The sequence below is a fragment of the Klebsiella sp. PL-2018 genome, from assembly GCF_019048985.1.
In the GTDB taxonomy this organism is placed as follows: Bacteria; Pseudomonadota; Gammaproteobacteria; order Enterobacterales; family Enterobacteriaceae; genus Klebsiella; species Klebsiella michiganensis.
Window position 1 is genome coordinate 3453166 of the sequence record NZ_CP077673.1, and the last position, 21282, is coordinate 3474447.

General features: G+C 56.5%; 25 protein-coding genes. 17 read left to right on the forward strand and 8 right to left on the reverse strand.

Going from position 1 to position 21282, the window contains the following annotated elements; genetic code table 11:
- Window positions 1-17 precede the first annotated feature (17 nt).
- Entirely contained in the window at window positions 18-1175 is a 1158-nt protein-coding gene (locus MKleb_RS16060) for a glycosyltransferase family 9 protein (protein WP_004850015.1), read from the reverse strand.
- 361 nt (window positions 1176-1536) lie between these two features.
- Here MKleb_RS16060 and dgcJ point away from each other — a divergent pair, with 361 nt between their 5' ends.
- From dgcJ to MKleb_RS16075, 3 genes are all read left to right on the forward strand, one after another.
- Window positions 1537-3033 carry a diguanylate cyclase DgcJ gene (gene dgcJ, locus MKleb_RS16065; RefSeq protein WP_025106948.1) on the forward strand — a complete coding sequence of 499 codons (1497 nt, stop codon included), beginning with the start codon at window positions 1537-1539 and terminating at the stop codon, window positions 3031-3033.
- A 33-nt stretch (window positions 3034-3066) separates the two neighbouring features.
- The gene (locus tag MKleb_RS16070) at window positions 3067-3567 is read left to right on the forward strand and encodes a YbaK/prolyl-tRNA synthetase associated domain-containing protein (RefSeq protein WP_004850011.1); all 501 of its coding nucleotides are present in this window, start codon (window positions 3067-3069) and stop codon (window positions 3565-3567) included.
- A 163-nt stretch (window positions 3568-3730) separates the two neighbouring features.
- On the forward strand, window positions 3731-4177 hold the full coding sequence (locus tag MKleb_RS16075; protein WP_004138309.1) for a DUF441 domain-containing protein: 447 nt from the start codon (window positions 3731-3733) through the stop codon (window positions 4175-4177).
- On the opposite strand, the gene MKleb_RS16080 is transcribed toward MKleb_RS16075, so the two are convergent.
- Entirely contained in the window at window positions 4161-4955 is a 795-nt protein-coding gene (locus tag MKleb_RS16080; RefSeq protein WP_162557342.1) for an AraC family transcriptional regulator, read from the reverse strand. The genes MKleb_RS16075 and MKleb_RS16080 overlap by 17 nt on opposite strands.
- Before the next feature lie 97 nt (window positions 4956-5052).
- Here MKleb_RS16080 and MKleb_RS16085 point away from each other — a divergent pair, with 97 nt between their 5' ends.
- Window positions 5053-6237: a CynX/NimT family MFS transporter gene (locus MKleb_RS16085; RefSeq protein ID WP_025106946.1), complete on the forward strand. Its 1185-nt coding sequence runs from the start codon at window positions 5053-5055 to the stop codon at window positions 6235-6237.
- 37 nt (window positions 6238-6274) lie between these two features.
- On the opposite strand, the gene MKleb_RS16090 is transcribed toward MKleb_RS16085, so the two are convergent.
- The gene (locus MKleb_RS16090; RefSeq protein ID WP_025106945.1) at window positions 6275-6967 is read right to left on the reverse strand and encodes a CTP synthase C-terminal region-related (seleno)protein; all 693 of its coding nucleotides are present in this window, start codon (window positions 6965-6967) and stop codon (window positions 6275-6277) included.
- Between the two features lie 162 nt (window positions 6968-7129).
- On the opposite strand from MKleb_RS16090, the gene MKleb_RS16095 reads away from it, so the two are divergent.
- Both MKleb_RS16095 and MKleb_RS16100 read left to right on the forward strand, forming a co-directional pair.
- Window positions 7130-7639, forward strand: coding sequence for a 2-thiouracil desulfurase family protein (locus tag MKleb_RS16095; RefSeq protein ID WP_014228941.1), 510 nt, complete (start codon window positions 7130-7132; stop codon window positions 7637-7639).
- The gene (locus MKleb_RS16100) at window positions 7626-7970 is read left to right on the forward strand and encodes a DUF488 domain-containing protein (RefSeq protein ID WP_217075996.1); all 345 of its coding nucleotides are present in this window, start codon (window positions 7626-7628) and stop codon (window positions 7968-7970) included. The genes MKleb_RS16095 and MKleb_RS16100 overlap by 14 nt, the downstream gene beginning before the upstream one ends.
- Here MKleb_RS16100 and MKleb_RS16105 read toward each other — a convergent pair.
- Window positions 7965-8204, reverse strand: a complete 240-nt coding sequence (locus MKleb_RS16105; RefSeq protein ID WP_025106943.1) for a putative hemolysin — start codon at window positions 8202-8204, stop codon at window positions 7965-7967. The genes MKleb_RS16100 and MKleb_RS16105 overlap by 6 nt on opposite strands.
- A 296-nt stretch (window positions 8205-8500) precedes the next feature.
- Between MKleb_RS16105 and MKleb_RS16110 the strand changes: the two genes are divergently transcribed.
- The 4 genes from MKleb_RS16110 to MKleb_RS16125 all read left to right on the forward strand — a co-directional run bounded on the left by MKleb_RS16110 (window position 8501) and on the right by MKleb_RS16125 (window position 10013).
- Complete coding sequence (locus MKleb_RS16110) at window positions 8501-9514, forward strand: sensor domain-containing diguanylate cyclase (RefSeq protein ID WP_025106942.1); 1014 nt, start codon at window positions 8501-8503, stop codon at window positions 9512-9514.
- A gap of 57 nt (window positions 9515-9571) precedes the next feature.
- Window positions 9572-9673, forward strand: coding sequence for a YoaK family small membrane protein (locus MKleb_RS16115; RefSeq protein ID WP_004101234.1), 102 nt, complete (start codon window positions 9572-9574; stop codon window positions 9671-9673).
- Complete coding sequence (yoaJ, locus tag MKleb_RS30315) at window positions 9673-9747, forward strand: protein YoaJ (RefSeq protein ID WP_100248259.1); 75 nt, start codon at window positions 9673-9675, stop codon at window positions 9745-9747. Before MKleb_RS16115 ends, yoaJ begins: the two co-directional genes overlap by 1 nt.
- 140 nt (window positions 9748-9887) lie before the next feature.
- Window positions 9888-10013 carry a hypothetical protein gene (locus tag MKleb_RS16125; protein ID WP_086074258.1) on the forward strand — a complete coding sequence of 42 codons (126 nt, stop codon included), beginning with the start codon at window positions 9888-9890 and terminating at the stop codon, window positions 10011-10013.
- Between the two features lie 48 nt (window positions 10014-10061).
- Here the strand turns inward: MKleb_RS16125 and MKleb_RS16130 are convergent, their stop codons facing one another.
- The 4 genes from MKleb_RS16130 to MKleb_RS16145 form a co-directional block, all read right to left on the reverse strand.
- The gene (locus MKleb_RS16130) at window positions 10062-10325 is read right to left on the reverse strand and encodes a DUF2534 family protein (protein ID WP_004131510.1); all 264 of its coding nucleotides are present in this window, start codon (window positions 10323-10325) and stop codon (window positions 10062-10064) included.
- 129 nt (window positions 10326-10454) lie between these two features.
- The gene (gene leuE / locus MKleb_RS16135) at window positions 10455-11093 is read right to left on the reverse strand and encodes a leucine efflux protein LeuE (RefSeq protein WP_025106941.1); all 639 of its coding nucleotides are present in this window, start codon (window positions 11091-11093) and stop codon (window positions 10455-10457) included.
- A 90-nt stretch (window positions 11094-11183) separates the two neighbouring features.
- Window positions 11184-12098, reverse strand: coding sequence for a kdo(2)-lipid IV(A) palmitoleoyltransferase (gene lpxP / locus MKleb_RS16140; protein WP_004138325.1), 915 nt, complete (start codon window positions 12096-12098; stop codon window positions 11184-11186).
- Between the two features lie 543 nt (window positions 12099-12641).
- Window positions 12642-13430, reverse strand: coding sequence for a class I SAM-dependent methyltransferase (locus MKleb_RS16145; RefSeq protein WP_025106940.1), 789 nt, complete (start codon window positions 13428-13430; stop codon window positions 12642-12644).
- Window positions 13431-13689: 259 nt separating this feature from the next.
- Between MKleb_RS16145 and fecI the strand changes: the two genes are divergently transcribed.
- The 7 genes from fecI to fecE all read left to right on the forward strand — a co-directional run bounded on the left by fecI (window position 13690) and on the right by fecE (window position 21264).
- Complete coding sequence (gene fecI, locus MKleb_RS16150; RefSeq protein ID WP_014838169.1) at window positions 13690-14211, forward strand: ferric citrate uptake sigma factor FecI; 522 nt, start codon at window positions 13690-13692, stop codon at window positions 14209-14211.
- On the forward strand, window positions 14208-15155 hold the full coding sequence (gene fecR / locus MKleb_RS16155) for a ferric citrate uptake sigma factor regulator FecR (RefSeq protein WP_025106939.1): 948 nt from the start codon (window positions 14208-14210) through the stop codon (window positions 15153-15155). Before fecI ends, fecR begins: the two co-directional genes overlap by 4 nt.
- A gap of 98 nt (window positions 15156-15253) precedes the next feature.
- Window positions 15254-17590: a TonB-dependent Fe(3+) dicitrate receptor FecA gene (gene fecA / locus MKleb_RS16160; protein WP_025106938.1), complete on the forward strand. Its 2337-nt coding sequence runs from the start codon at window positions 15254-15256 to the stop codon at window positions 17588-17590.
- A 58-nt stretch (window positions 17591-17648) separates the two neighbouring features.
- On the forward strand, window positions 17649-18551 hold the full coding sequence (locus tag MKleb_RS16165) for a Fe(3+) dicitrate ABC transporter substrate-binding protein FecB (protein ID WP_014838166.1): 903 nt from the start codon (window positions 17649-17651) through the stop codon (window positions 18549-18551).
- On the forward strand, window positions 18548-19546 hold the full coding sequence (gene fecC / locus MKleb_RS16170) for an iron-dicitrate ABC transporter permease FecC (protein ID WP_025106937.1): 999 nt from the start codon (window positions 18548-18550) through the stop codon (window positions 19544-19546). The genes MKleb_RS16165 and fecC overlap by 4 nt, the downstream gene beginning before the upstream one ends.
- Window positions 19543-20496 (forward strand): Fe(3+) dicitrate ABC transporter permease subunit FecD, encoded by a 954-nt coding sequence (gene fecD / locus MKleb_RS16175; protein WP_025106936.1) that lies wholly within the window; start codon window positions 19543-19545, stop codon window positions 20494-20496. The genes fecC and fecD overlap by 4 nt, the downstream gene beginning before the upstream one ends.
- The gene (fecE, locus tag MKleb_RS16180) at window positions 20497-21264 is read left to right on the forward strand and encodes a Fe(3+) dicitrate ABC transporter ATP-binding protein FecE (RefSeq protein ID WP_025106935.1); all 768 of its coding nucleotides are present in this window, start codon (window positions 20497-20499) and stop codon (window positions 21262-21264) included.
- Window positions 21265-21282: the final 18 nt, after the last annotated feature.

Consider the following 21282-nt stretch of genomic DNA (forward strand, 5'->3'; position numbering starts at 1 on the left):
TGTTTTTTTACCCCACCTTACCCGGCTCGCGCCTGTTGCAGGGTGACGGGATCAATCTCCGACATTATCAGGTCGGGCAAGCTCTCCAGCTGGTATACCTTGCCGCATTTAACGATAATCTGCCGCGCGTTGTCGTACCCCGGAGCCCAGAGTCGATTATTCATCCGCACATCTTTGTAGACCGCGATAAGCGGTTTTTTCCACGCCGCCGCCATATGGACCACCGAGGTATCCGGCGAGATAACTAAGTCGGCCTCGGCGATAAGCGCCATGCAGTGGTGCAGCGTTTTAAACGGATTCACGCAGACCTTCTCCGGCAGGGGGATCCGGATTTCATTGCGATGATCGAGCAATATGATATTGACGTCCGGATAATCCTCACACAGCCTGGCCAGAAGCGTTGCCAGCTGCGCCTGCGACATGCTGCGGTCCTGATGCCCGGCAAAAATATTAATCACCACGTTACGCCCGTTGAGCGCCGCCAGATAATCACGAACCTGCTGGCAGATATCCTGTGGTATATGCAGATCATAAGATTGCAGAGATTTTTTATCCAGCTGCAGATAATCAGCGATAAAAGAAAATGTCTTACTGACGTGCCAGTTTTCACAGTCAAAATCAAAAGACTTGCTGTAGTGTTTAATAGAAGGCCACTTATTGAAACCCAGTACCGCTCTGGGCTTTATCTGTCGTAACAGCAGCATCCTGTGTACCGGAATATCAAACAACGACGGGTCGATTACAATATCGTACTTATTATTCGCAAGCTCAGTAATAACTGACTGAGGAACGTTATGGGTAAATTTGTGCAAATAATCCGCCGAGTCGACATTCTCGGCCTCATAGATATGGCGAATGCGCGGATTATAGCGCATGACCTGACTATTGGATTTGGTCAACAGAAAGTCAACGGTCATTCCCGCCTCGTGAAGACATTTAACCAGCGCTGAATCAACAACTACATCGCCGATCGCACCTTCATTACGCATTAACAGCACCGTTTTCGCGGAGGTTAAATCAGCTTCGCGGCGCGCGCGACTATCCCAGAACGCTTTAGCGATATAGACTCGCAGATCATTGCGTATTTTCTTAAAAAAATAATTTCGACGCCTGTTTAGCGCCCTTATTTTTTTAAACTTTCGAGGGGTTCCCTGCACCGCTGCGTTTTCCATCATGATAACCTCATTGCCGCTTTCAATAGTACTGTCTGTAACCCTGCTAAGGACTGGTAAAAATAAGAAAAGTTCGCTTGATAATTAACATTATTTCATTTGTAGCTGCACCAGGATAGCCATAGCAGCATCATTGCAGCATATTTCATTGAGGATAAAATGAGTGAAAAATGGATTTTGCAGGATATTTACGACAGCAATATTCATTAGCGCCCTCATATTTAATAAACTATTTATTTTCATTGCCGCGCGGTGGTGCCCGATTCCGGCACTGGATAGATAAACAGTCTGCCTGCCACCGAACGTGGCGTCCCTGCGCCGCACATGGTAGAATTGTCTTAATTGTGCTGGCGAAATTATCATCATGAAATTACAGAATAAATTACTCCGACATTTCATTTCTGCGGGGGTGGTTGTCCTGACATCTTCATTTCTGGTGTATGAATTAGTCGCCAGCCATCGGGATATGTCGGAATACATGCGCTACATCGTCGAGAAGGGCGAATCCGCCTTTCTGTACGATAAATATCAAAATCAGCTGGTTATCTCCCAGGTCGCGCGAAAGCTGGATACGCACCCCACTGCCGAAAAGGCCCAACAGGCCTGCGCTGGCGTGCAGACCAATGGCAACGTATACGGGCTCAATATCGCCGGGCATACCTTCCCCGGGCTTCACGGTACGCTCAGTACCACCCAGCCTTCGTGCGAGCCGTGGATTAACGATCTCCCGGCGCTGCAGGCTTTTGATGCCGCGATAGCCCAAAGCGATATTATCGCCGCGCTGAATTCGGCAACCTTCAAATCCGATAAACGCTTCCGCTATTACCTCGATTTAGACAATAAATACGCGTATTTCTATTCGCCGATTGAGATAAATAGCAGCCCCGTTGATAACTGGAACTTTCTTCACGACAGTAAACTGGGCATCACTCAGTTCAGTCTTAACGGTTTACTTCGCGGGCGTACGCTAATTTCCAGTATCTATGCTGACGCGCTAACCGGACAGAATATTTTGTCGTTCTTAACCCCGGTCTATCATCGGGATCGGCTGAAGGGCATTGTGATGGTGGACGTCACTCGTCACGATATTGAGAAGCTGCTCTATACCACCGACCGCCCCCTGGTCTGGCGCTATCTCGACATCACCTTAACGGACTCGGACTCAACGTCTGAAATCCGCGTTCACCGCAGCAACACGCATTTTTTCAGCTACGCCCACCATAGCCAGCAGGTGGCGGAAAACCTGCACATTTCGCTGTCGCTGGATATGTCCTATTTTCTGCTTAGCTCCTGGAAGCTATTTTTGTTTTACCTGATATCTACCGGCGTTCTGCTGCACCTGGTACGCATGCACTTTCGCCTGTATACCGACGTTTTTAAAGAAAACATTAGTGATTCTTTAACCGGTCTGTACAACCGAAAAATTCTCTCCTCGCTGCTGGAATCGCGTATGCAAAAGCTCACCGAGCAAGGCGTGAATATCGTGTTTATGGCGCTGGACTGCGACCGGCTAAAATACCTTAATGACACCTGGGGACACGATGAAGGCGACCGCGCCATCGTGCTGCTCGCCCAGTCCATTTCCGCCGCCATACGTAAAAGCGATTACGGCATCCGGCTGGGCGGCGATGAGTTCTTCCTGATACTGATCGATTATGAGGAACAGGAGGCGAAAAATATACCCGAGCGTATTCGCCAGCACCTGAAGGAAATTGACATTAACCAGCGCGTTAATTTCTCATGGGGGGCCTGCAGCATGGCGCCGGGGGATAGCCTGGCCGACGTCATGAAAATCGCGGATGCCCGGCTGTACGAAAATAAAAAGCAAAAAAAACACGCTTACCCGGGGCGAGAGGATTAATCTTGAGGTTTTATTTTTAAGGAAAAAAACGACATGAACGCGCCGGTAAAAGTGAGTATTCATCAGCAGCTGTTGGCGCTGCTTAACCGCGACCACGCCCGTTACCGGGTCGTGGAACATGAAGCCGTCGGAAAGTGTGAAGCCGTGTCGAAGATCCGCGGCACCGCGCTGGGTCAGGGAGCAAAAGCGCTGGTATGTAAAATTAAAGGACATGGGGTTAATCAGCACGTTCTGGCTATCCTTGCCGCCGATCTGCAGGCGGATTTAGCCCGTCTGGCCGAATACGTCGGCGGCAGCAAAGCCTCTCTGGCCAGTCCGGCGGAAGTTGACGCCCTGACCGCCTGCGTCTTTGGCGCCATTCCCCCTTTCAGCTTCCACCCCTCTTTACGCCTGGTCGCCGACCCGCTGCTGTTTGAGCGCTTCCCGGAAATCGCCTTCAACGCCGGGCAGCTTGATAAGTCCATCATCCTTGATACCGCCGACTATCTGCGTATTGCCCGTCCGGAACTGATCGCGTTTCATCGCGAAGCCTGATTGTTCCCTCTCCTGCGCCAGGGCGCGCATTGTACCGCGGGGGAAAATCGATCGTGCAGATGCCTCAAATCGCGAGTCTGCGATAAAAAACCTGTTTACTTACGCGATTATGCGTAGAGTAAACGGGCTGTTCTTTTTTATATTCTGGCAAGGACCTCTGCACATGCTCGACACCACCCTGTTAATACTGCTGGGCCTGGCGGCGCTCGGCTTTATTAGCCATAACACCACCGTAGCTATTTCAATCCTGGTATTAATTATCGTCCGCGTCACCCCGCTCAACGCCTTCTTTCCGTGGATTGAAAAGCAAGGGCTGACCATCGGTATTATTATTCTCACCATCGGCGTGATGGCGCCCATTGCCAGCGGCACGCTACCGCCCTCTACGCTGCTGCACTCCTTCGTGAACTGGAAATCGTTGCTGGCGATTGCCGTGGGAGTTTTTGTTTCCTGGCTCGGCGGGCGCGGCGTGGCGCTGATGGGCTCGCAGCCGCAGCTGGTAGCCGGACTGCTGGTCGGCACCGTGCTCGGCGTCGCCCTCTTCCGCGGCGTCCCGGTCGGCCCGCTGATCGCCGCCGGGATCATTTCGCTGTTTATTGGGAAGTCGTAGCCAGGCTGGCAAGATAGCGCCCCGGGGTTTGCCCGAGGCCCTTTTTAAACATAGTAATAAAGGCGGTGGTCGAGTCATAGCCCAGGCTCTGCGCCGTCTGCTGTACCGTCTGCCCGCGGATCAGCATCTGCAGGGAGAGGATCAGCTGCAGCTGATGTCGCCAGCGGCGAAAGCTTAAGCCCGTCTCACGCACCACCAGCCGCGCCAGATTGCGTTCGCTCATGGCAAACTCCGCCGCCCACTGCGCCAGCGTTTGCCAGCGGGCCGGGTCGACGGCCATCATGTCCACCATCTGACGAATTTTTGGATGCCCGGAGACCGGGAGCTGCAGGTGCTCCTGCGGCTGCTGCGGGAGTTCATCGAACAGCACCTGCACCAGGCGGTTCATTGCCGGTTTAGCGAGTTCGGCCCTGCCGCGCTCGGCCATAACGAGGATAAGCTCGCGCACCAGCGGCGAAATCTTTAGCGTGCAGCAGAAATCCGGCATCGGCGCCGCGTGGGGTTCAATAAATAAAAAGCAGACCTGCGCCTCCGGCGTCGCGCGATTGCTGTGCGGCACCTGTCCCGGTACCCACACCGCGTACTGCGGGGGCACCATCCACATCGCGTTCTCCACTTCGCAGGTCAGCGCCCCGTGTAGCGCCAGGATGAGCTGACCTTTACGGTGATGATGGCGCGGAATGTACTGCTCGTCCGCGACCACCTGAATACGAAAAGCCGCCGCCGCTTCGTGGCCGCTGTCCGGGTCGTAGCCGTCCAGGCCGAGTCCGATCATGATATTGTCCGATTTTAGCGATAATCTGTCATTTTAGCTTGATTTAAACAGGCGGCAAACAGGCTATGGTAAGCGCCACGTATTCTTGTTTGAGATAGCCATGAATTCTGTTTCACCTTCTGCCGGCCGCCGTAATCTGCTATTGATTACCGGTATTCTGCTTATCGCCACCACCTTGCGGGTCACCTTTACCGGCGCCGCGCCGCTGCTTGATGCCATTCGCAGCGAATATGGCCTCACCACCGCGCAAACCGGTCTGTTAACCACCCTGCCGCTGCTGGCCTTTGGCCTGGTCTCGCCGCTGGCGGCGGGTGTCGCCCGCCGATTCGGCATTGAACGTAGCCTGCTGCTGGCGATGATCCTGATTTGCCTCGGCGTGGGTCTGCGCTCCCTGCCCTTCGTCTCGCTGCTGTTTATCGGAACCGCGATTATCGGCTGCGGCATCGCCCTGGGAAACGTTCTGCTGCCCGGACTGATCAAACGTGACTTCTCGCAGCACGTCGCCAAAATGACCGGCGCTTACTCTCTCACCATGGGGGGCGCGGCGGCGCTGGGTTCGGCAATGGTCGTTCCGCTGGCGCTCGCCGGACTGGGCTGGCGCGGCGCGCTGTTGATGCTGATGGCATTTCCGCTGCTGGCGCTGTTTATCTGGCTACCGCAGGCGCGCAGGCAAGTCACCGCGCCGCTGACGGGGTCGGGCGCCATCCACAACCGCGGGATCTGGCGCTCGGCGCTGGCCTGGCAGGTGACGCTGTTTCTCGGGATTAACTCGCTGGTCTACTACGTCATCATCGGCTGGCTGCCCGCCATTTTGCAAAGCATAGGCTACAGCGAAGCGCAGGCGGGCTCCCTGCACGGGCTGCTCCAGTTGGCCACCGCGGCGCCGGGGCTGGCGATCCCGTTAATACTGCATCGGCTGAAAGATCAGCGCGGCATTGCGGTGCTGGTCGCCCTGATGTGTGCAGTCAGCGCGCTCGGTTTATGGTTTTTACCCGCTCAGGCGGTGCTGTGGACGCTTATCTTTGGCTTCGGTTCCGGCGCGACCATGATTCTGGGATTGACCTTTATCGGGCTGCGCGCCAGCTCGGCGCACCAGGCCGCCGCGCTGTCGGGAATGGCGCAGGCGGTGGGCTATCTGCTGGCCGCCTGCGGGCCGCCGGTGATGGGAAAAATTCATGATGCCAACGGCGACTGGCATATCCCGCTGATCGCCGTGGCGCTGATTTCCGTTGCGATGGCGGTATTTGGCGCGCTGGCCGGTCGCGATCGGGAGATCAACGGCTAGCGATATCGACGCCCGGCAACCGCCGCCGGGCGTTCGCTCACTGACTTGCCGCGCGTAAAAACGCGTGAACCAGCGGCGCAGGTCTGCCTTCCAGCGCATTGCGCTCGTGCTGAAATAGCGTGGCGACAAAGAACGGATGCGTCACCAGTTCTACCGCCCGAATCTCACCGTCATCATCCCAGCCCGTAACCCGCAGGTCGCCCTGCTCCAGCTCGCGGGCAAAATCGCTGGCAATCCCGTAGCTGCAGTGGTAACCCTCTTCAATACTGTCGCGGCCATAGGCGCGAGAGATCAGCGTATTGGCCCGCAGTTCAATGTTGTCCGACTTTTCTACCAGCGAGCAGCTAAGCGGCGCGATAACCATCCGGCCTTCGGTATCGGTTTCCGCATGTGCGGCATCCCGCCAGCCCATAACGTTGCGCGCGTATTCGATAATCGCGTGCTGGAATCCTCCGCAGGTGCCAAGGAACGGAATGCTGTTTTCCCGCGCGTGGCGTATAGCGATAAATGCGCCTTCGGCGTTTTTATAGGGGCTGGCGGGAACCACCCAGATAGCATCGTAATCAGCGAGATCGTCAGCGGACTTTATTTCGCTGGTGGCCAGCCAGTCATAACGCAGCGGCAGCTCCAGTACGGCGGCGGCATCATCAATTGCCAGGGGAATCGCTTTATGGGCAACTACATCAGGGTTGTAATCACCAACCAGGGCAATACGCAGGGGGGAGTTCATAGCAGAATCCTTATGTCAGAGCGAATATCAGGCAACACAAGGAGCCTCAGGTTAGCGATCTCAACGGCAGAACACAATCCTTATTTTGTCTGCTTCTGAACGCGGGTAATTTAGCCTGACTGGCGCTATGGTATAGGGCAGACAAATCGCTATGGATGCATGATGAAGGACAAAATTTTGGTTAGCGCCTGCCTGATGGGCTTTCAGGTTCGCTATAACGGCAGCCACAAAGCCCGGCTGGCTAACGCGCTGTCTCGCTGGCAGAGCGAGGGGCGGCTGGTCACCCACTGCCCGGAGTTGGCTGCCGGATTGCCCATCCCCAGGCTACCGGCGGAAATCCTTGGCGCGCAGGGAGCGGATGTCATGCAAAACCGTGCGAAAATTGTTGAAAGTGACGGCCAGGACGTCACTGCGCGCTATCAGCTAGCCGCCTGGCTGGCGCTAAAAGCAGCGCAGGAGGAAGGCTGTACCGCAGCATTGCTCACCGACGGCAGCCCAACCTGCGGCAGTCAGTTTATCTATGATGGTACCTTTAACGGACAGCGCAAACCCGGTGCCGGCGTTGCCGCCGCCCTGCTTCGCGAATACGGGATAACGGTATTTTCCGAGCAGCAGTTGCCGCAGCTGCTTGCCTGGATGGAACAGAGGGAGAGTGACGATGATTCAATGTAAACGGGTTTATGACCCGCAGGAAGCGAGCGACGGCTACCGGATACTGGTAGACCGCCTGTGGCCGCGCGGAATAAAAAAAGAGGCGCTGAATTACGATGAGTGGTGCAAAATCCTGGCGCCATCGACTGATTTGCGTAAAGCTTTTCACGGCGAGACGCTTGATTTTGCCCACTTTAGCCAGCGCTATCGCCGGGAGCTGGAAGCCCACCGCGATGAAGGCGAGCGCATGGCCGCGCTTGCCAGGCAGCAGCCGCTGACGCTGCTCTACGCGGCGAAAAATACCCGGCAAAACCATGCCCAGGTGCTGGCTGACTGGCTGAAAGCGCTATGACTTAGCCGGATGATCGCGCCGCCAGAGCGCCCATTCATCTAACGTTTCACCACTGGGTAGCTTGCACTCGGTGCGCACGCCCTGCGGGCTTTGGACAGGAACCTGTTTCCCTCCCAGCTGCTGGCAGTATACCGAAGCCGGGTTAGCCATCCCTATCGGGTGTGCTTGCTGCGCTGGCTGACTCTGCGCGCATCCGGCAAGCGCCAGAGGTAGCATGACTATCATCCCCTTCATTTCCCCTCCTTAATCGATTAAAACGGTCTTTCACCCTGAATCTCCACGGTTTCTCCATTTTAGCTGCACTTTTGCATCGTAGAGTAGCCCTGTTCTCGAATTGACCAGAGAACAGATCATTCCATAATCAATGAGTTTTCCCCGTCGCCCCCGACGGGGCTTTTTTTCCCGCCGCGGATGCAGGTATTCTCCCCCCAGATGTGTTAAATTTTGTGTATCTCTGTTAATTCTGCGCTGATTGTTTTTTAGCATCATTTGCTGGTAGTGACGATTAGCATTCGGGAGCCGTATTTCTCATGTCCGATTTTATTCTCGCTCGCGTGTCGCAAACGCTCGCTAATGAACACTCCCTCGAAACCCTGGTGCGACAGCTGCTTGAGATGCTGGAGCTGGTTACCCGAATGGAATCTACCTACCTGACTCGTATCGACTTCGACGCGCAGCGCCAGCATATTATGTACGCGCACAACAGCAGCGAAATGCAGATCCCCGAAGGGTTCTCCGTCCCGTGGAACGACTCGCTGTGCAAACGCGCGCTGGACGACCGCTGCATTTTTAGCAACGATGTTGCCGAGCGCTGGCGTTCGTGTCTCGCCGCCCAGGATTTGGGGATCGCCACCTTTTTCAGCATTCCCGTGCGCCTGACCGACGGCTCATTATTCGGCACGCTGTGCGCCACCAGCCGGGCAAGACAGCCCTATAACATTGAGGGTGAGCAGGTGATGAATCTGTTTGCCAACCTCATCTCCCATTACGTTGAGAAAGAGACGCTGGTACAGCAGCTTCGGGCGGCTAACGTCGCGCTGGAGATGCATTCGTATACCGACGAGCTTACGGGTTTGCCGAATCGCCGCTCGCTGTTTAAGCATCTTGCCGCACAGTTTTCGCAGGCCCGGGAACAGCAGCGCAGCGTGCTGCTGATTTTTATCGATCTCGATGATTTCAAAGCAATCAACGATCGATTCGGCCACCCGTGCGGCGACAGCTTTTTGATTCAGATCGGAGAACGCCTGGCCGCCCGCGTGCGCAGCGGCGATATTGTAGGCCGTCTCGGCGGCGATGAGTTTTTAATTGTCGGTCCGGGTCCCGATTCAGCCGACCAGCAGGAGTATATCGCCGCGTTACGTCAAGCGCTGGCGGGGATCTATTTCCTTGGCGAACACCGGATTAACTACCCCGGCGCCAGTTTTGGGGTGATTGAAGCCGACCCCTGGCAGATCGACGTAGAACTGGCGCTGCGCGCCGCCGATGAGGCGATGTATCAGGATAAGCAGTCTCGCCGTCAGGGGCGTTTTTTTCATATTGACTAATCTACGGTGAAATCCCGTATCATAGTCGACACGACTCGCACTTACAGGGGCTCAATAATGAGACTGGGTATTCTATTTCCGGTGGCTATTTTTATCGTTGCCGTGGTTTTTCTGGGCTGGTTTTTTGTCGGCGGCTATGCGGCACCAGGCGGAGCGTAATGAAAAAAAGCACCATAATTATGCTTATTGTCGCCATCGTCGCCGTGGCGGGTACGCAATTGGGCTGGTGGTAAATCCAGGATTATTCGCGCGTCTTTCCGGCAAGGATTGCAGAATTATCTCATCTACTCAATAAGTTAAAAGCATACACTCACCTCATCAGCCGATGGCGCATGCCCGTTTTTGCGCACGGATTTAACTGGAGAAGTGAGAAATGAAAAAACCGATCGTGTTGCCGTTGATTCTCGCGCTTTGCACGCTGTTATCGGGATGTATTGTCGACCCAGGCTATCACCATCAACACCGCCACCATCATCATGACGACAGAGACTGGCGATAGCCGTGGAAACATAATAAGGCGAACTTCGGTTCGCCTTATTGCATGAAATTAGTCCCGGCGGTCGGAACCTAAAAAGAGGAAACCCAGCGGGATGGAAAACAGCAGCGTAAACACAATGCTGTAAACCGTGACCATCGCCCCCTGCAGGAAGAACATTGACGTCGTCCATTCTGAATACGGCATATTGTATTCACTCACCACGCCGCCAAAGGTGGCGCGCCCAACCACGATAAGCGCGATGGCAAAGATCGCCGCGATCGACAAAAAGAACTTCTTGCTGTTTTTATTGCTGGTGAGTTTCTGCAGAATCATCCGGGTTCCCTTTTTTCTGAGCGATAATCGGCTGTATATGTAACACCAATGCAATCAAAATTGAAGGGATTTTGTTACGAGGCAGTGACAGTCACTATGGGGCCGGTCCCGCGTACCGGCCCCCAACGATTACGACTGGAGCGTCGCCAGACGGGCGGCAAAACCGACAAACACAAGGCCTATCAGACTGTTGCCGATTTTCGCCAGCTTCTTTTTCGTCTTCACGTAACGCGTGACGAAAGAGCCGGAGAGGATCAAAAAGCTCATATAGATGAAGCTGATTATCTCCAGGGTCAGCGCCAGAATAAAGAACGCCAGCCCGGGCGTTTTGGCGCTGACGTCAATAAACTGCACGAAGAATGAGACATAAAAAAGAATCGCTTTTGGATTCGTCAGGCTAAGGGTCAGCGAACGTTTGAGAATCGCGCTGCCCGGCTCGGAATCAGCAGACGAATGACCATCACGCTGGGTTAACACCGCGTAGAGCATCTTGCCGCCCATCCACAGCAGATAAATCGCCCCCAGGTAACGCACGATATTGAACAGCACCGGCGTAGTCTTGATGAGCGTCGCGACGCCGGCAAAAGCCAGAAACATCAGCACCGCATCGCCAATAAACACGCCTGCCGCCGCCAGATACCCTTTTTTAACGCCGTGGGCGATGCCGGTCTTGAGGACAAAAAAGGTATTCGGGCCGGGAACCAGGATGATAAAGATAGCGCCGACCAGATAGGTCAGGTAATTCAATACACCAAACTCAGCGAACACAACGCACTCCTTCGCTTACAACAAAAAATATGATCCCGCGCACGTTAACGCAACCGGGACCATTTTGAAAGCGCCGCGAGTGCGGAGGGCTTAATAGAGCGAAGTTTCGCCCAGCGGACGGGTTTTAAAGCGGCGGTGAACCCACAGGTATTGCTCCGGCGCGCGCAGGATCTCTTTCTCAATAACCTTGTTGATATAGCTTGCCGCATCCTGTTTATCTTCGCCAGGATAGTCGCTCATGACGTCGCTGATGTGCAGGCTATAACCTCTGCGGTCCGCTTTACGCACCATGCTGATGGTGAGCATTTTCGCGCCCGACAAACGAGAGAGTACGTAGGTACCGTTGGTCGTTGCTGCCTGCTGTACCGAGAAGAACGGAGCAAATACGCTCCCCTTCGGGCCGTAGTCCTGATCCGGCGCAAACCACACCGCTTCACCCGACTTTAAGGCATGTACCAGACCGGATAAATTACGACGGTCAATCATCGCCTTGTTCGAGCGCAAACGACCGCGCGTCTGCACCCACTCCATTAACGGGCTATTGTGCGGACGGTAGGTCGCCATCATCGGACGACACAGCCCCATCGTACGGCCACCCAGTTCAAGCGACATAAAGTGGACGCCAACGACCATCACGCCTTTTTGTTCGCTCAGAGCATTATTGAGATTGACCATACCTTCCACGTCAAACCATTTCTTAACGCGCTCATCGCTCCAGAACCATGCCATCCCTGTTTCAATCAGGCCCATCCCTAGCGACATGAAGTTCTGTTCGATAAGCTTTTCGCGCGCCGCGGGCGACATGGTGGGAAAGCAAAGTTCGAGATTGCGTCTGGCGATATGCTCACGGCGTTTCAGGAAGCGCCGGGATGCGCGACCGGCGCTGGTACCGATAAGATGCAAGACGGGATAAGGAAGCTGGACGATGAGCCAGAGCACGCCCAGGCCAAACCAGGTCCCCCAATTACGGGGATGAAGAAGTTTTTTATTAAAAGCGTAAGACATGTTTTTTCCTGTAAACATTAGAACATGAGGTAACGCTTAAGGAAAAAACGAGTCCCTTCATCTGTCATTAGGCGGTACGTGTAGCAGTTCAGACAATAATAATCCTGGTAAATTCACTCCGGCAAGTAAAAAAAGAGGCCAACATAAAAAAACACAATACCAGCACACCTGTAACAAAATGTAAATAAAAAAGTGAATAATAAACCTCAAATATCCACCGCAAGAATGATTAACGCGCTAATCATTCAACATAAAGTATGCGTCTTTTCCAACCAGAACGTCGCTGTGGTAACCCGCAGGCCGCAGCTGAAGCCGCGTCGAGGTACGGCTGCATCCAGATGAGGTCGGGGTAGCCTCTGCTTTCTGTTATCCTTTTCACAACGTTTGCGGACAGGCTATTCCTTTATCTTCCATAAGCCTCACTGACATAAAATAGCAATATTAAAAATGAGTGTCAGAGAAATGACTAAAATAAGAATCAGCTTATTTTACTTTCCTGACAATAATTAATATTTATCGACAATTATCCATATCGCCGGTGGGTTATTTCAGACTTTTTACCTCCGTTGCTTTAACAGAACAGCAGGCAATAAAGTTCAAATGCCTTTTATGACGTTGAAAAAAACGCAACATAGAGAAAAATCTCGGACGATTCTCGCGCTTCAACAAACCATTGCCGACAATTTTTAGCGCCTGTTTAAAACCTTCATCTTTCATCAACCCTCGCGGCGACATCAGCGACATCGGTCCATGATGAATGCTTACGGCATCAAAGCCGGTCCGTTGGAAAAGCGTCTGCCAGGCGGCGGCGCTCAGCGGGCTGACGTGGGATTTCACCACCCCCTGCAGCTGCCGCCGGGCGTCCTCTCCCAGCGCATCCTGCGTATACATGATATCGTGCGTCAGCAAACGACCGCCGGGCTTAAGAACGCGAAAATATTCCGCCACCAGTTTCTCTTTGGCTTTATCCGCATACATGGTGAGCATCGCTTCATTTATCACCATATCAAATGTTGCATCGGCAAATGGCAGCCGAGCGGCATTCGCCTCCATCACTATCACCCGATGATCCACACCTTCGCGAACGATATTTTGCCGGGCTTTCGCCAGCGCGTCTTTATCCATATCGATGGCGTAAACGCTGCAGTGAAAACGCTGCGCCAGCTCAATAGAGGTTGTCCCCATATTACAGGCTACCTCCAGAACTTTACTGTCGGCGGTAAAACCCGCCTGCTGAAATAGCCACTCTGTGGCTTCAATGCCGCCGGGGCGTAAACGGGTTTTCCCCAGGCTTGCCAAAAACGTATGTCCGGCTTTTTCGCTTGCGTTCATTTGACTTTCCTCACTCCTCATAAAATGCATTATAAATACAACATTAAGGTTAATGAGGGAATAATGATAATGAATTTTATTTGCATTAAGCAGAAAGGGAAAGAAATGATGCAATGAGGGGAAAAATCTATTCAATATTTAACAATCACTTATCGTTACTATGAGTCTATATGGCCCTTATCCCTGCCGCGCTTTATTGAAATGATAACCATTCTCATATTAACATATGCCGTATTGATCAACTCTCCTGAACCTGGCTATGTCACCTTCTTCCGCCATCGCCTCTCCGCTGACGCTTGCCTCGCTCTATAGCGACCATCATGGCTGGCTGAAAAAATGGCTTACCCATAAGCTGCAATCCGCTTATGACGCCGACGACGTAGCGCAGGACACCTTTGTCCGAATTATGGCCGGCGAGTCGCTGTTGACGATTCGCGATCCAAAATCTTTTCTCTGCACGATTGCTAAACGGGTGATGATCGACCTGTTCCGCCGCAACGCCCTGGAGCGCGCCTGGCTCGACATGCTCTCTCAGCTACCGCCAGAGCTCTCTCCCTCACCGGAGCTACGGCAGAGCCAGCTCGAACTGTTACAGCAGATCGATGCCATGCTGGACGGGCTTAACGCAAAAGCCCGGGAAGCGTTTTTGCTCTCGCAGCTTGAAGGGCTGACCTACGCCGATATCGCCAGCCGCCTGGCGGTTTCCGTCAGTTCGGTTAAGAAATATATCGCGAAAGCCACCGAGCACTGCCTGCTGTTCCGTCTGGAGAATGGCCTGTGAAACCGACGCTAAGCGAATCCCGTCGTCAGGCGCTGCGTTCCGCCTCGCACTGGTACGCAGTCCTCAGCGATGGGCGCGTCAGTCCGCAGCAGGAGGCCCGCTGGCAGCAGTGGTATGAGCAAAACAACGAAAATCAGTGGGCGTGGCAGCAGGTAGAAAACCTGCGTCAGCAGATGGGGCAACTGCCGGGCGGGCTGGCCAGCCGTGCTCTTCACGATAGCCGTCTGGCGCGTCGCCACGTGCTGAAAGGGCTGATGCTTTTGCTGGCGGCCGGAGGCAGCTGGCGGCTCTGGGAGTCCGAGCTGGCGGAGGGCCTCCGCGCCGACTACCGGACGGCGAAAGGGATACCGCGCCCGCAGCGGCTTGCCGACGGTTCGCTGCTGACGCTGAATAGCGAAAGTGCCGCCGACGTCCGTTTTGACGCGCGGCAGCGCATGGTTCATTTACGCTACGGCGAAATCGCCATCAGGACCGCTCACGACAGCCGGCAGCGGCCTTTTCGGGTGCAAACGCGGGAAGGCACTCTCACCGCGCTCGGGACCGAATTCACCGTCCGTCAGTTTGCCGGCGGCACCCGGCTGGCGGTACAGCAGCATGCCGTAGAAGTGGTTTTACCGTCCGGCAGCGCCCAACGCGTTAACGCCGGGGAAAGCCTGTGGTTTACCCGCGATCGCTTCGCCGCCCTGGTTAAGCTCAACGGCGGCGAGGATAGCTGGATCCGGGGCGTGCTGACCTTCCACGACGCCCCGCTGAGCGAAGTGGTCGAAACCCTCGCCCGCTATCGCTCCGGGGTGCTGCGCTGCGATCCCGCCGTGGCCGATTTACGCCTGAGCGGCACCTTTCCGCTGGGCGACCCTGATGCCATTCTGCAGGTTATCGCGCAAACGCTGCCGATTACATTGCGGTCTGTCACCCGCTACTGGGTCACGCTCGTTCCGGCCTGAGAAAAGAAATCGAAAAAATTCTCATTCTCTATTATCCCTTTTCCCCTGCTCGTTCGACTTATCTGATGAATATAACCAAAAACGATGGTGGAGAAGAGATGACGCCTTTACGCGTTTTACGCAAACCGATGCCTCTGGTGATGGCAATCCGTTTAAGCCTGCTGCCGCTAGCGGGGCTGGCTGCCGCGCCGGTATTCGCCGCCGCGCAGTATGATATTGCCGCCGGGGAGTTAGATCACGCCCTGAACCAATATGCCGCCCGCAGCGGTATCACGCTTTCCGCCGACGCCAGCCTGACGCGCGGCAAGCATAGTCCGGGCCTGCACGGCAGCTTTGAAACCGAAGAGGGTTTACGCAGGCTGCTGAACGGCAGCGGATTACGGCTCAAGCCGCTGGGCAAGAACGTCTGGACCCTGGAGCTGGATCCCGCGTCCGTCAGTGCAGAATCCACCCTAACCGTCGTCGGGGACTGGCTTGGCGACGCGCGCGAAAATGATGTCTTTGAGCACGCCGGCGCCCGCGACGTGATCCGTCGGGAGGATTTCGCCAAAACCGGCGCCGCCACGATGCGCGAAGTGCTGAACCGGATCCCCGGCGTCAACGCGCCGGAAAATACCGGCACCGGCAGTCACGACCTGGCGATGAACTTCGGTATTCGTGGCCTCAACCCGCGGCTTGCCAGCCGTTCCACGGTGCTGATGGACGGTATCCCGGTTCCCTTTGCCCCCTACGGCCAGCCGCAGCTTTCGCTGGCGCCGGTCTCGCTCGGCAATATGGACGCCATCGATGTCGTGCGCGGCGGCGGCGCGGTGCGCTACGGGCCGCAGAGCGTCGGCGGCGTGGTGAACTTCGTCACCCGCGCCATCCCCGAGGATTTTGGCATTCAGGGCGGCATTGAAGGGCAGCTCAGCCCCATCTCTTCGCAAAACAACCCGAAAGAGACGCATAACCTCGCGATCGGCGGCACGGCGGACAACGGTTTCGGATCCGCCCTGCTTTACTCCGGCACCCGGGGCAGCGACTGGCGCGAACACAGCGCCACGCGGATTGATGATGTGATGCTGAAAAGCAAATACGCGCCCAACGAAGTCCATACCTTTAACAGCCTGCTGCAATACTATGACGGCGAAGCCGATATGCCCGGCGGCCTCTCCCGTGCCGACTACAACGCCGACCGCTGGCAGTCCACGCGTCCTTATGACCGCTTTTGGGGGCGCCGCCAGCTCGCCAGCCTCGGCTACCAGTACCAGCCGGATGCGCAGCATAAATTTAATATTCAGGGGTTCTATACCCATACCCTGCGCAGCGGCTACTTGGAACAGGGTAAGCGCATTACCCTCTCCCCGCGCGAATATTGGGTCCGCGGCATCGAGCCGCGCTACAGCCAAAGCTTTATGATCGGCCCATCCGCCCACGAAGTCGGCATCGGCTATCGCTACGTCAACGAATCGACCCACGAGATGCGTTACTACACCGCGACCACCAGCGGCGAGCTGCCCAGCACCGCCAGTCCGTACGATCGCGATACCCGTTCCGGCACCGAAGCCCACGCCTGGTATATCGACGATCGCGTGGATATCGGCAACTGGACGATTACGCCAGGTATGCGCTTTGAGCACATTGAGTCTTATCAGGACAATAATCTGCTGGGCACCCGCGAACGGGTCAGCTATAACGCCCCGCTCCCGGCGCTGAATGTTCTTTATCACCTCACCGACAGCTGGAATCTTTATGCCAACACAGAAGGCTCATTCGGCACCGTACAGTACAGCCAGATTGGCAAGGCTGTGCAAAGCGGCAATGTGGAACCGGAAAAAGCGCGAACCTGGGAAGTCGGCACCCGCTACGATGACGGCGCGCTGACCGCAGAGATGGGGCTGTTCCTGATTAACTTCAACAATCAGTACGATTCCAACCAGACCAATGACACGGTCACCGCCCGCGGTAAAACCCGTCATAGCGGCCTGGAAGCGCAAACCCGTTACGCCCTCGGCGAGCTTTCACCCGCGCTTGATAATCTCTCTGTCTACGCCAGCTATGCGTACGTCAATGCTGAAATTCGCGAGAAAGGCGATACCTACGGTAACCAGGTTCCCTTCTCGCCGAAGCACAAAGGCACCTTTGGCGTCGATTACAAGCCCGGCAGCTGGACGTTTAACCTCAACGGCGACTTCCAGTCGAGCCAGTTTGCCGATAACGCCAATACCGTTGCCGAAAGCGCCGATGGCAGCACCGGCCGCATTCCCGGCTATATGCTGTGGGGCGCTCGCGTGGCCTATGACTTTGGCCCGCAGATGGCCAATCTCAACCTCGCGCTGGGGGTGAAAAACATCTTCGACCATGCGTATTACACCCGCTCGTACGACGATAACAACAAAGGGCTTTACGCCGGTCAGCCGCGCACGCTGTACCTGCAAGGATCAATGAAGTTCTGATGATAGAGCGTTGCCGGACAGCGCTATTCGCGCCCTGTCCGGCAAGCTGGAGTGAATAATGTTTAGCCTTGTTCGTCTGTGTATTTTCAGCCTGCTGTTTCTGGCGGGCCCGCTCTTTGCCGCCACCGTACAGGATGAGCGCGGTCGCTTTACGCTTGATAAAACGCCGCAGCGCATCGTCGTGCTTGAACTCTCCTTTGTCGACGCGCTGGCGGCGGTTGACGTTAGCCCGACAGGCGTGGCCGATGACAACGATCCGTCGCGTATTCTGGCGGACGTACGCGCACGTCTGAAGCCCTGGCAGTCGGTGGGCACCCGCGCCCAGCCTTCACTGGAGGCCATCAGCGCGCTGCATCCCGATCTGATCGTCGCCGATAGCAGTCGCCATGCCGGAATTTACGCCGCCCTGAGGCAAATTGCCCCGGTGCTGCTGTTGAAATCGCGCAATGAAACCTGGGAGGAGAACCTGCAGTCAGCGGCGATTATCGGCAAAGTAGTGGGTAAGGATAAGGAGATGCAGCAGCGTCTGGCGCTGCATCGGCAAAAAATGGCGGCGTTTTCCCGACAGCTGCCGGCTGGCGCCAGCGTGCTGTTTGGCACCTCTCGCGAACAGCAGTTTAATCTTCACTCAACGCAAACTTATACCGGTAGCGTGCTGACGGCGCTTGGCCTGAAGGTTCCGCCGCCAATCGGCGGCGCGCCGATGGCGGCGATAAATTTCGAACAGCTGCTGGCCCTGAATCCGCAATGGCTGCTGGTCGCTCATTACCGTACTGAAAGTATCGTGAAAAAATGGCAGCAGGACTCCCTGTGGCCAATGCTGCAGGCCGAGCAGAAAGGGCAGGTCGCCGCCGTCGACAGCAACAGCTGGGCGCGGATGCGCGGGATCTTCGCCGCCGAGCGTATTGCCAGCGATATGGTTAAAATTGTCCACCACCGGGCGGTTGATATCACGCCATGAAACCGTTCCGTCGCGCGTTTTTTATCTGGGGATGGCCGCTGCTGGCCCTCAGCGGCCTGTTCTGGCTGAGCCTGTTCTGCTATTCGCCCATCCCGATTTCGCCGCTCAACGCCCTTCACGCCCTGCTGGCGCCTGAGTCTCCTTCGCTTGCGGAGGCGCTGGTGCTTAATCTGCGCCTGCCCCGCAGCCTGGTGGCGGTAATGCTCGGCGCCTCGCTGGCGATGTCGGGGGCGTTATTACAAACGCTTACCCATAACCCGCTGGCATCGCCTTCACTGCTCGGCATTAATAGCGGCGCGGCGCTGGCGATGGCGCTGACCAGCGCATTCAGTCCGGCACCGCTGGCGGGCTTTTCGCTGGCGCTGATTGCCGCCTGCGGCGGCGGAATAAGCTGGCTGCTGGTGATGAGCGCCGGCGGCGGCTGGCGTCAGCAGCAGGATCGCCAACGGTTGATCCTCGCCGGTATTGCCCTCTCGGCGCTATGCATGGCGCTGACCAGAATGACCCTGCTGCTGGCGGAAGATCGCGCCTGGGGCATTCTTACCTGGCTTGCGGGCGGCGTTTCCCACGTACGCTGGGCCGAGTTCTGGCAGCTTTTCCCTTTTGTCGCGCTGATCACCCCCGGCGTATTCCTGCTGGCCAACGCGCTTAATCTGCTCAACGTCAGCGATACCGCCGCCCATTCGCTGGGGGTGAATTTGCCGCGCCTGCGCCTGCTTATCAACGCGGCCGCGTTGCTGCTTACCGGCGCCAGCGTCAGCGTCGCCGGACCGATTGCCTTTGTTGGCCTGCTGGTCCCGCATCTGGCGCGTTTTTGGGCGGGTCACGATCATCGTACTTTTTTGCCGGTCAGCGCCCTGCTGGGCGCCCTGTTTATGCTGCTGGCGGATATGCTCGCCAGAGCGTTGGCCTGGCCGGGTGAACTGCCCGCGGGCGCGGTGCTGGCGCTGGCGGGCGGGCCCTGTTTTGTCTGGCTGGTCAGGAGACGCGGGTGAAACAACGCATCGTGTTTTTATGGCTCGCGCTCACGCTGTTAACCCTGTTCTCGCTGCGGATGGGGGCGATCCCGCTGCCGTGGCGAGCGCTGCTCAGCGGATGGCATACGGACAGCGAGTATCACTACGTCCTTATGCAATATCGCCTGCCGCGCGTGGTGCTGGCGCTGATTATCGGCGCCGCGCTGGCGGTTTCCGGGGCGCTGGTTCAGGGTATTGTGCATAATCCGCTGGCCTCGCCGGACATTCTGGGCATTAACCACGGGGCGAGCCTGACCTCGGTGGCGGCACTGTGGTTTTTACCGTCCCTGCCCCTGCCGTGGCTGCCGCTGCTGGCCTTTATCGGCGGAATGGTGGCGATGGTAATACCGCTCGCCCTTGCCGGTTTTTCTCGACCAATGCGCCTGGCGCTGACCGGCATCGCGCTGTCGGCCTGCTGGGCCAGCGTGACCGACTACCTCTTACTGTCGCGGCCGCAGGAGATCAATAACGCGCTGCTGTGGCTGACCGGAAGCCTGTGGGCCAGAGACGGCGCATTCGTCATCATCGTCCTGCCCCTGCTGGCGATTTTGCTGCCCTTAAGCTTCGCCCTCAGTCGCGATCTCGACCTGCTGGCGCTAGGCCATGAGCGCGCGGGAACGCTCGGCGTCAACGTGCGCTGGCTTAACGGCTACGGCTTAACGTTGGCGGTGGCCCTCGCGTCGATCGGCGTCGCGGTCTGCGGTCCTGTCGCCTTTATCAGCCTTGTGGTGCCGCATCTTGTGCGTCGCCTCTTCGGCGGCCGCCATCGCCGTTTATTGCCGCTCTCTGCGCTCACGGGCGGACTGGTTCTGCTGCTCGCCGATCTGCTGGCGCGAACGCTGCATCCGCCGCTTGAGCTGCCGGCAGGCGTGCTGACGGCGATTATCGGCGCCCCGTGGTTTATCTGGCTTCTTGTGAGAATGCGTTAAATGGAACTGCGAATAGAAAAGCTAACCGCTGGCTATGGCGGCAAGCGCGTTATCAACAATCTCGATCTGACGCTACCGGGCGGGAAAATTACCGCGCTGCTGGGGCCAAACGGCTGCGGTAAATCAACGCTGCTGAAGTGTTTCTCTCGCCTCCTGACGCCCATCGCCGGCGAGGTCTGGCTCAATGATGTCCCCTTAAACCGCCTATCCGCCCGTCAGCTGGCGCGGCGACTGGCGCTGCTGCCGCAGCAGCATCACGTTCCGGAAGGCGTCACCGTACGCGAGCTGGTCGGCTACGGCCGGAGTCCGTGGCTACCGCTGTGGGGGCGGCTTTCCGCGCAGGATCGACAGCAGGTCGACAGCTCGCTACAACGAACCGGCATCGCTGCGCTGGCGGAACGACCGCTGACCGCCCTTTCCGGCGGCCAGCGGCAGCGGGCTTTTCTGGCGCTGCTGCTGGCGCAGGATACGCCGCTGGTGCTGCTCGATGAGCCAACGACCTGGCTGGATATTCATCATCAAGTGGCGCTGATGACGCTGATGCGCGAGCTGCAGACGATGGGCAAGACCGTGGTCACCGTACTGCACGACCTGAACCAGGCCAGCCGCTACTGCGACCATCTGGTGGTGCTTGAAGGGGGCCGGGTGCAGGCTCAGGGCCTGGCGGAAACGGTACTGACGCCGGAGATGCTGCGGGAGATTTTTAACCTGGAGGCGGAGATTCACCCGGAGCCGGTGTCGCAGCGCCCGATGTGCGTGGTGAAATAACCCGGGTAAGGCGCGCTG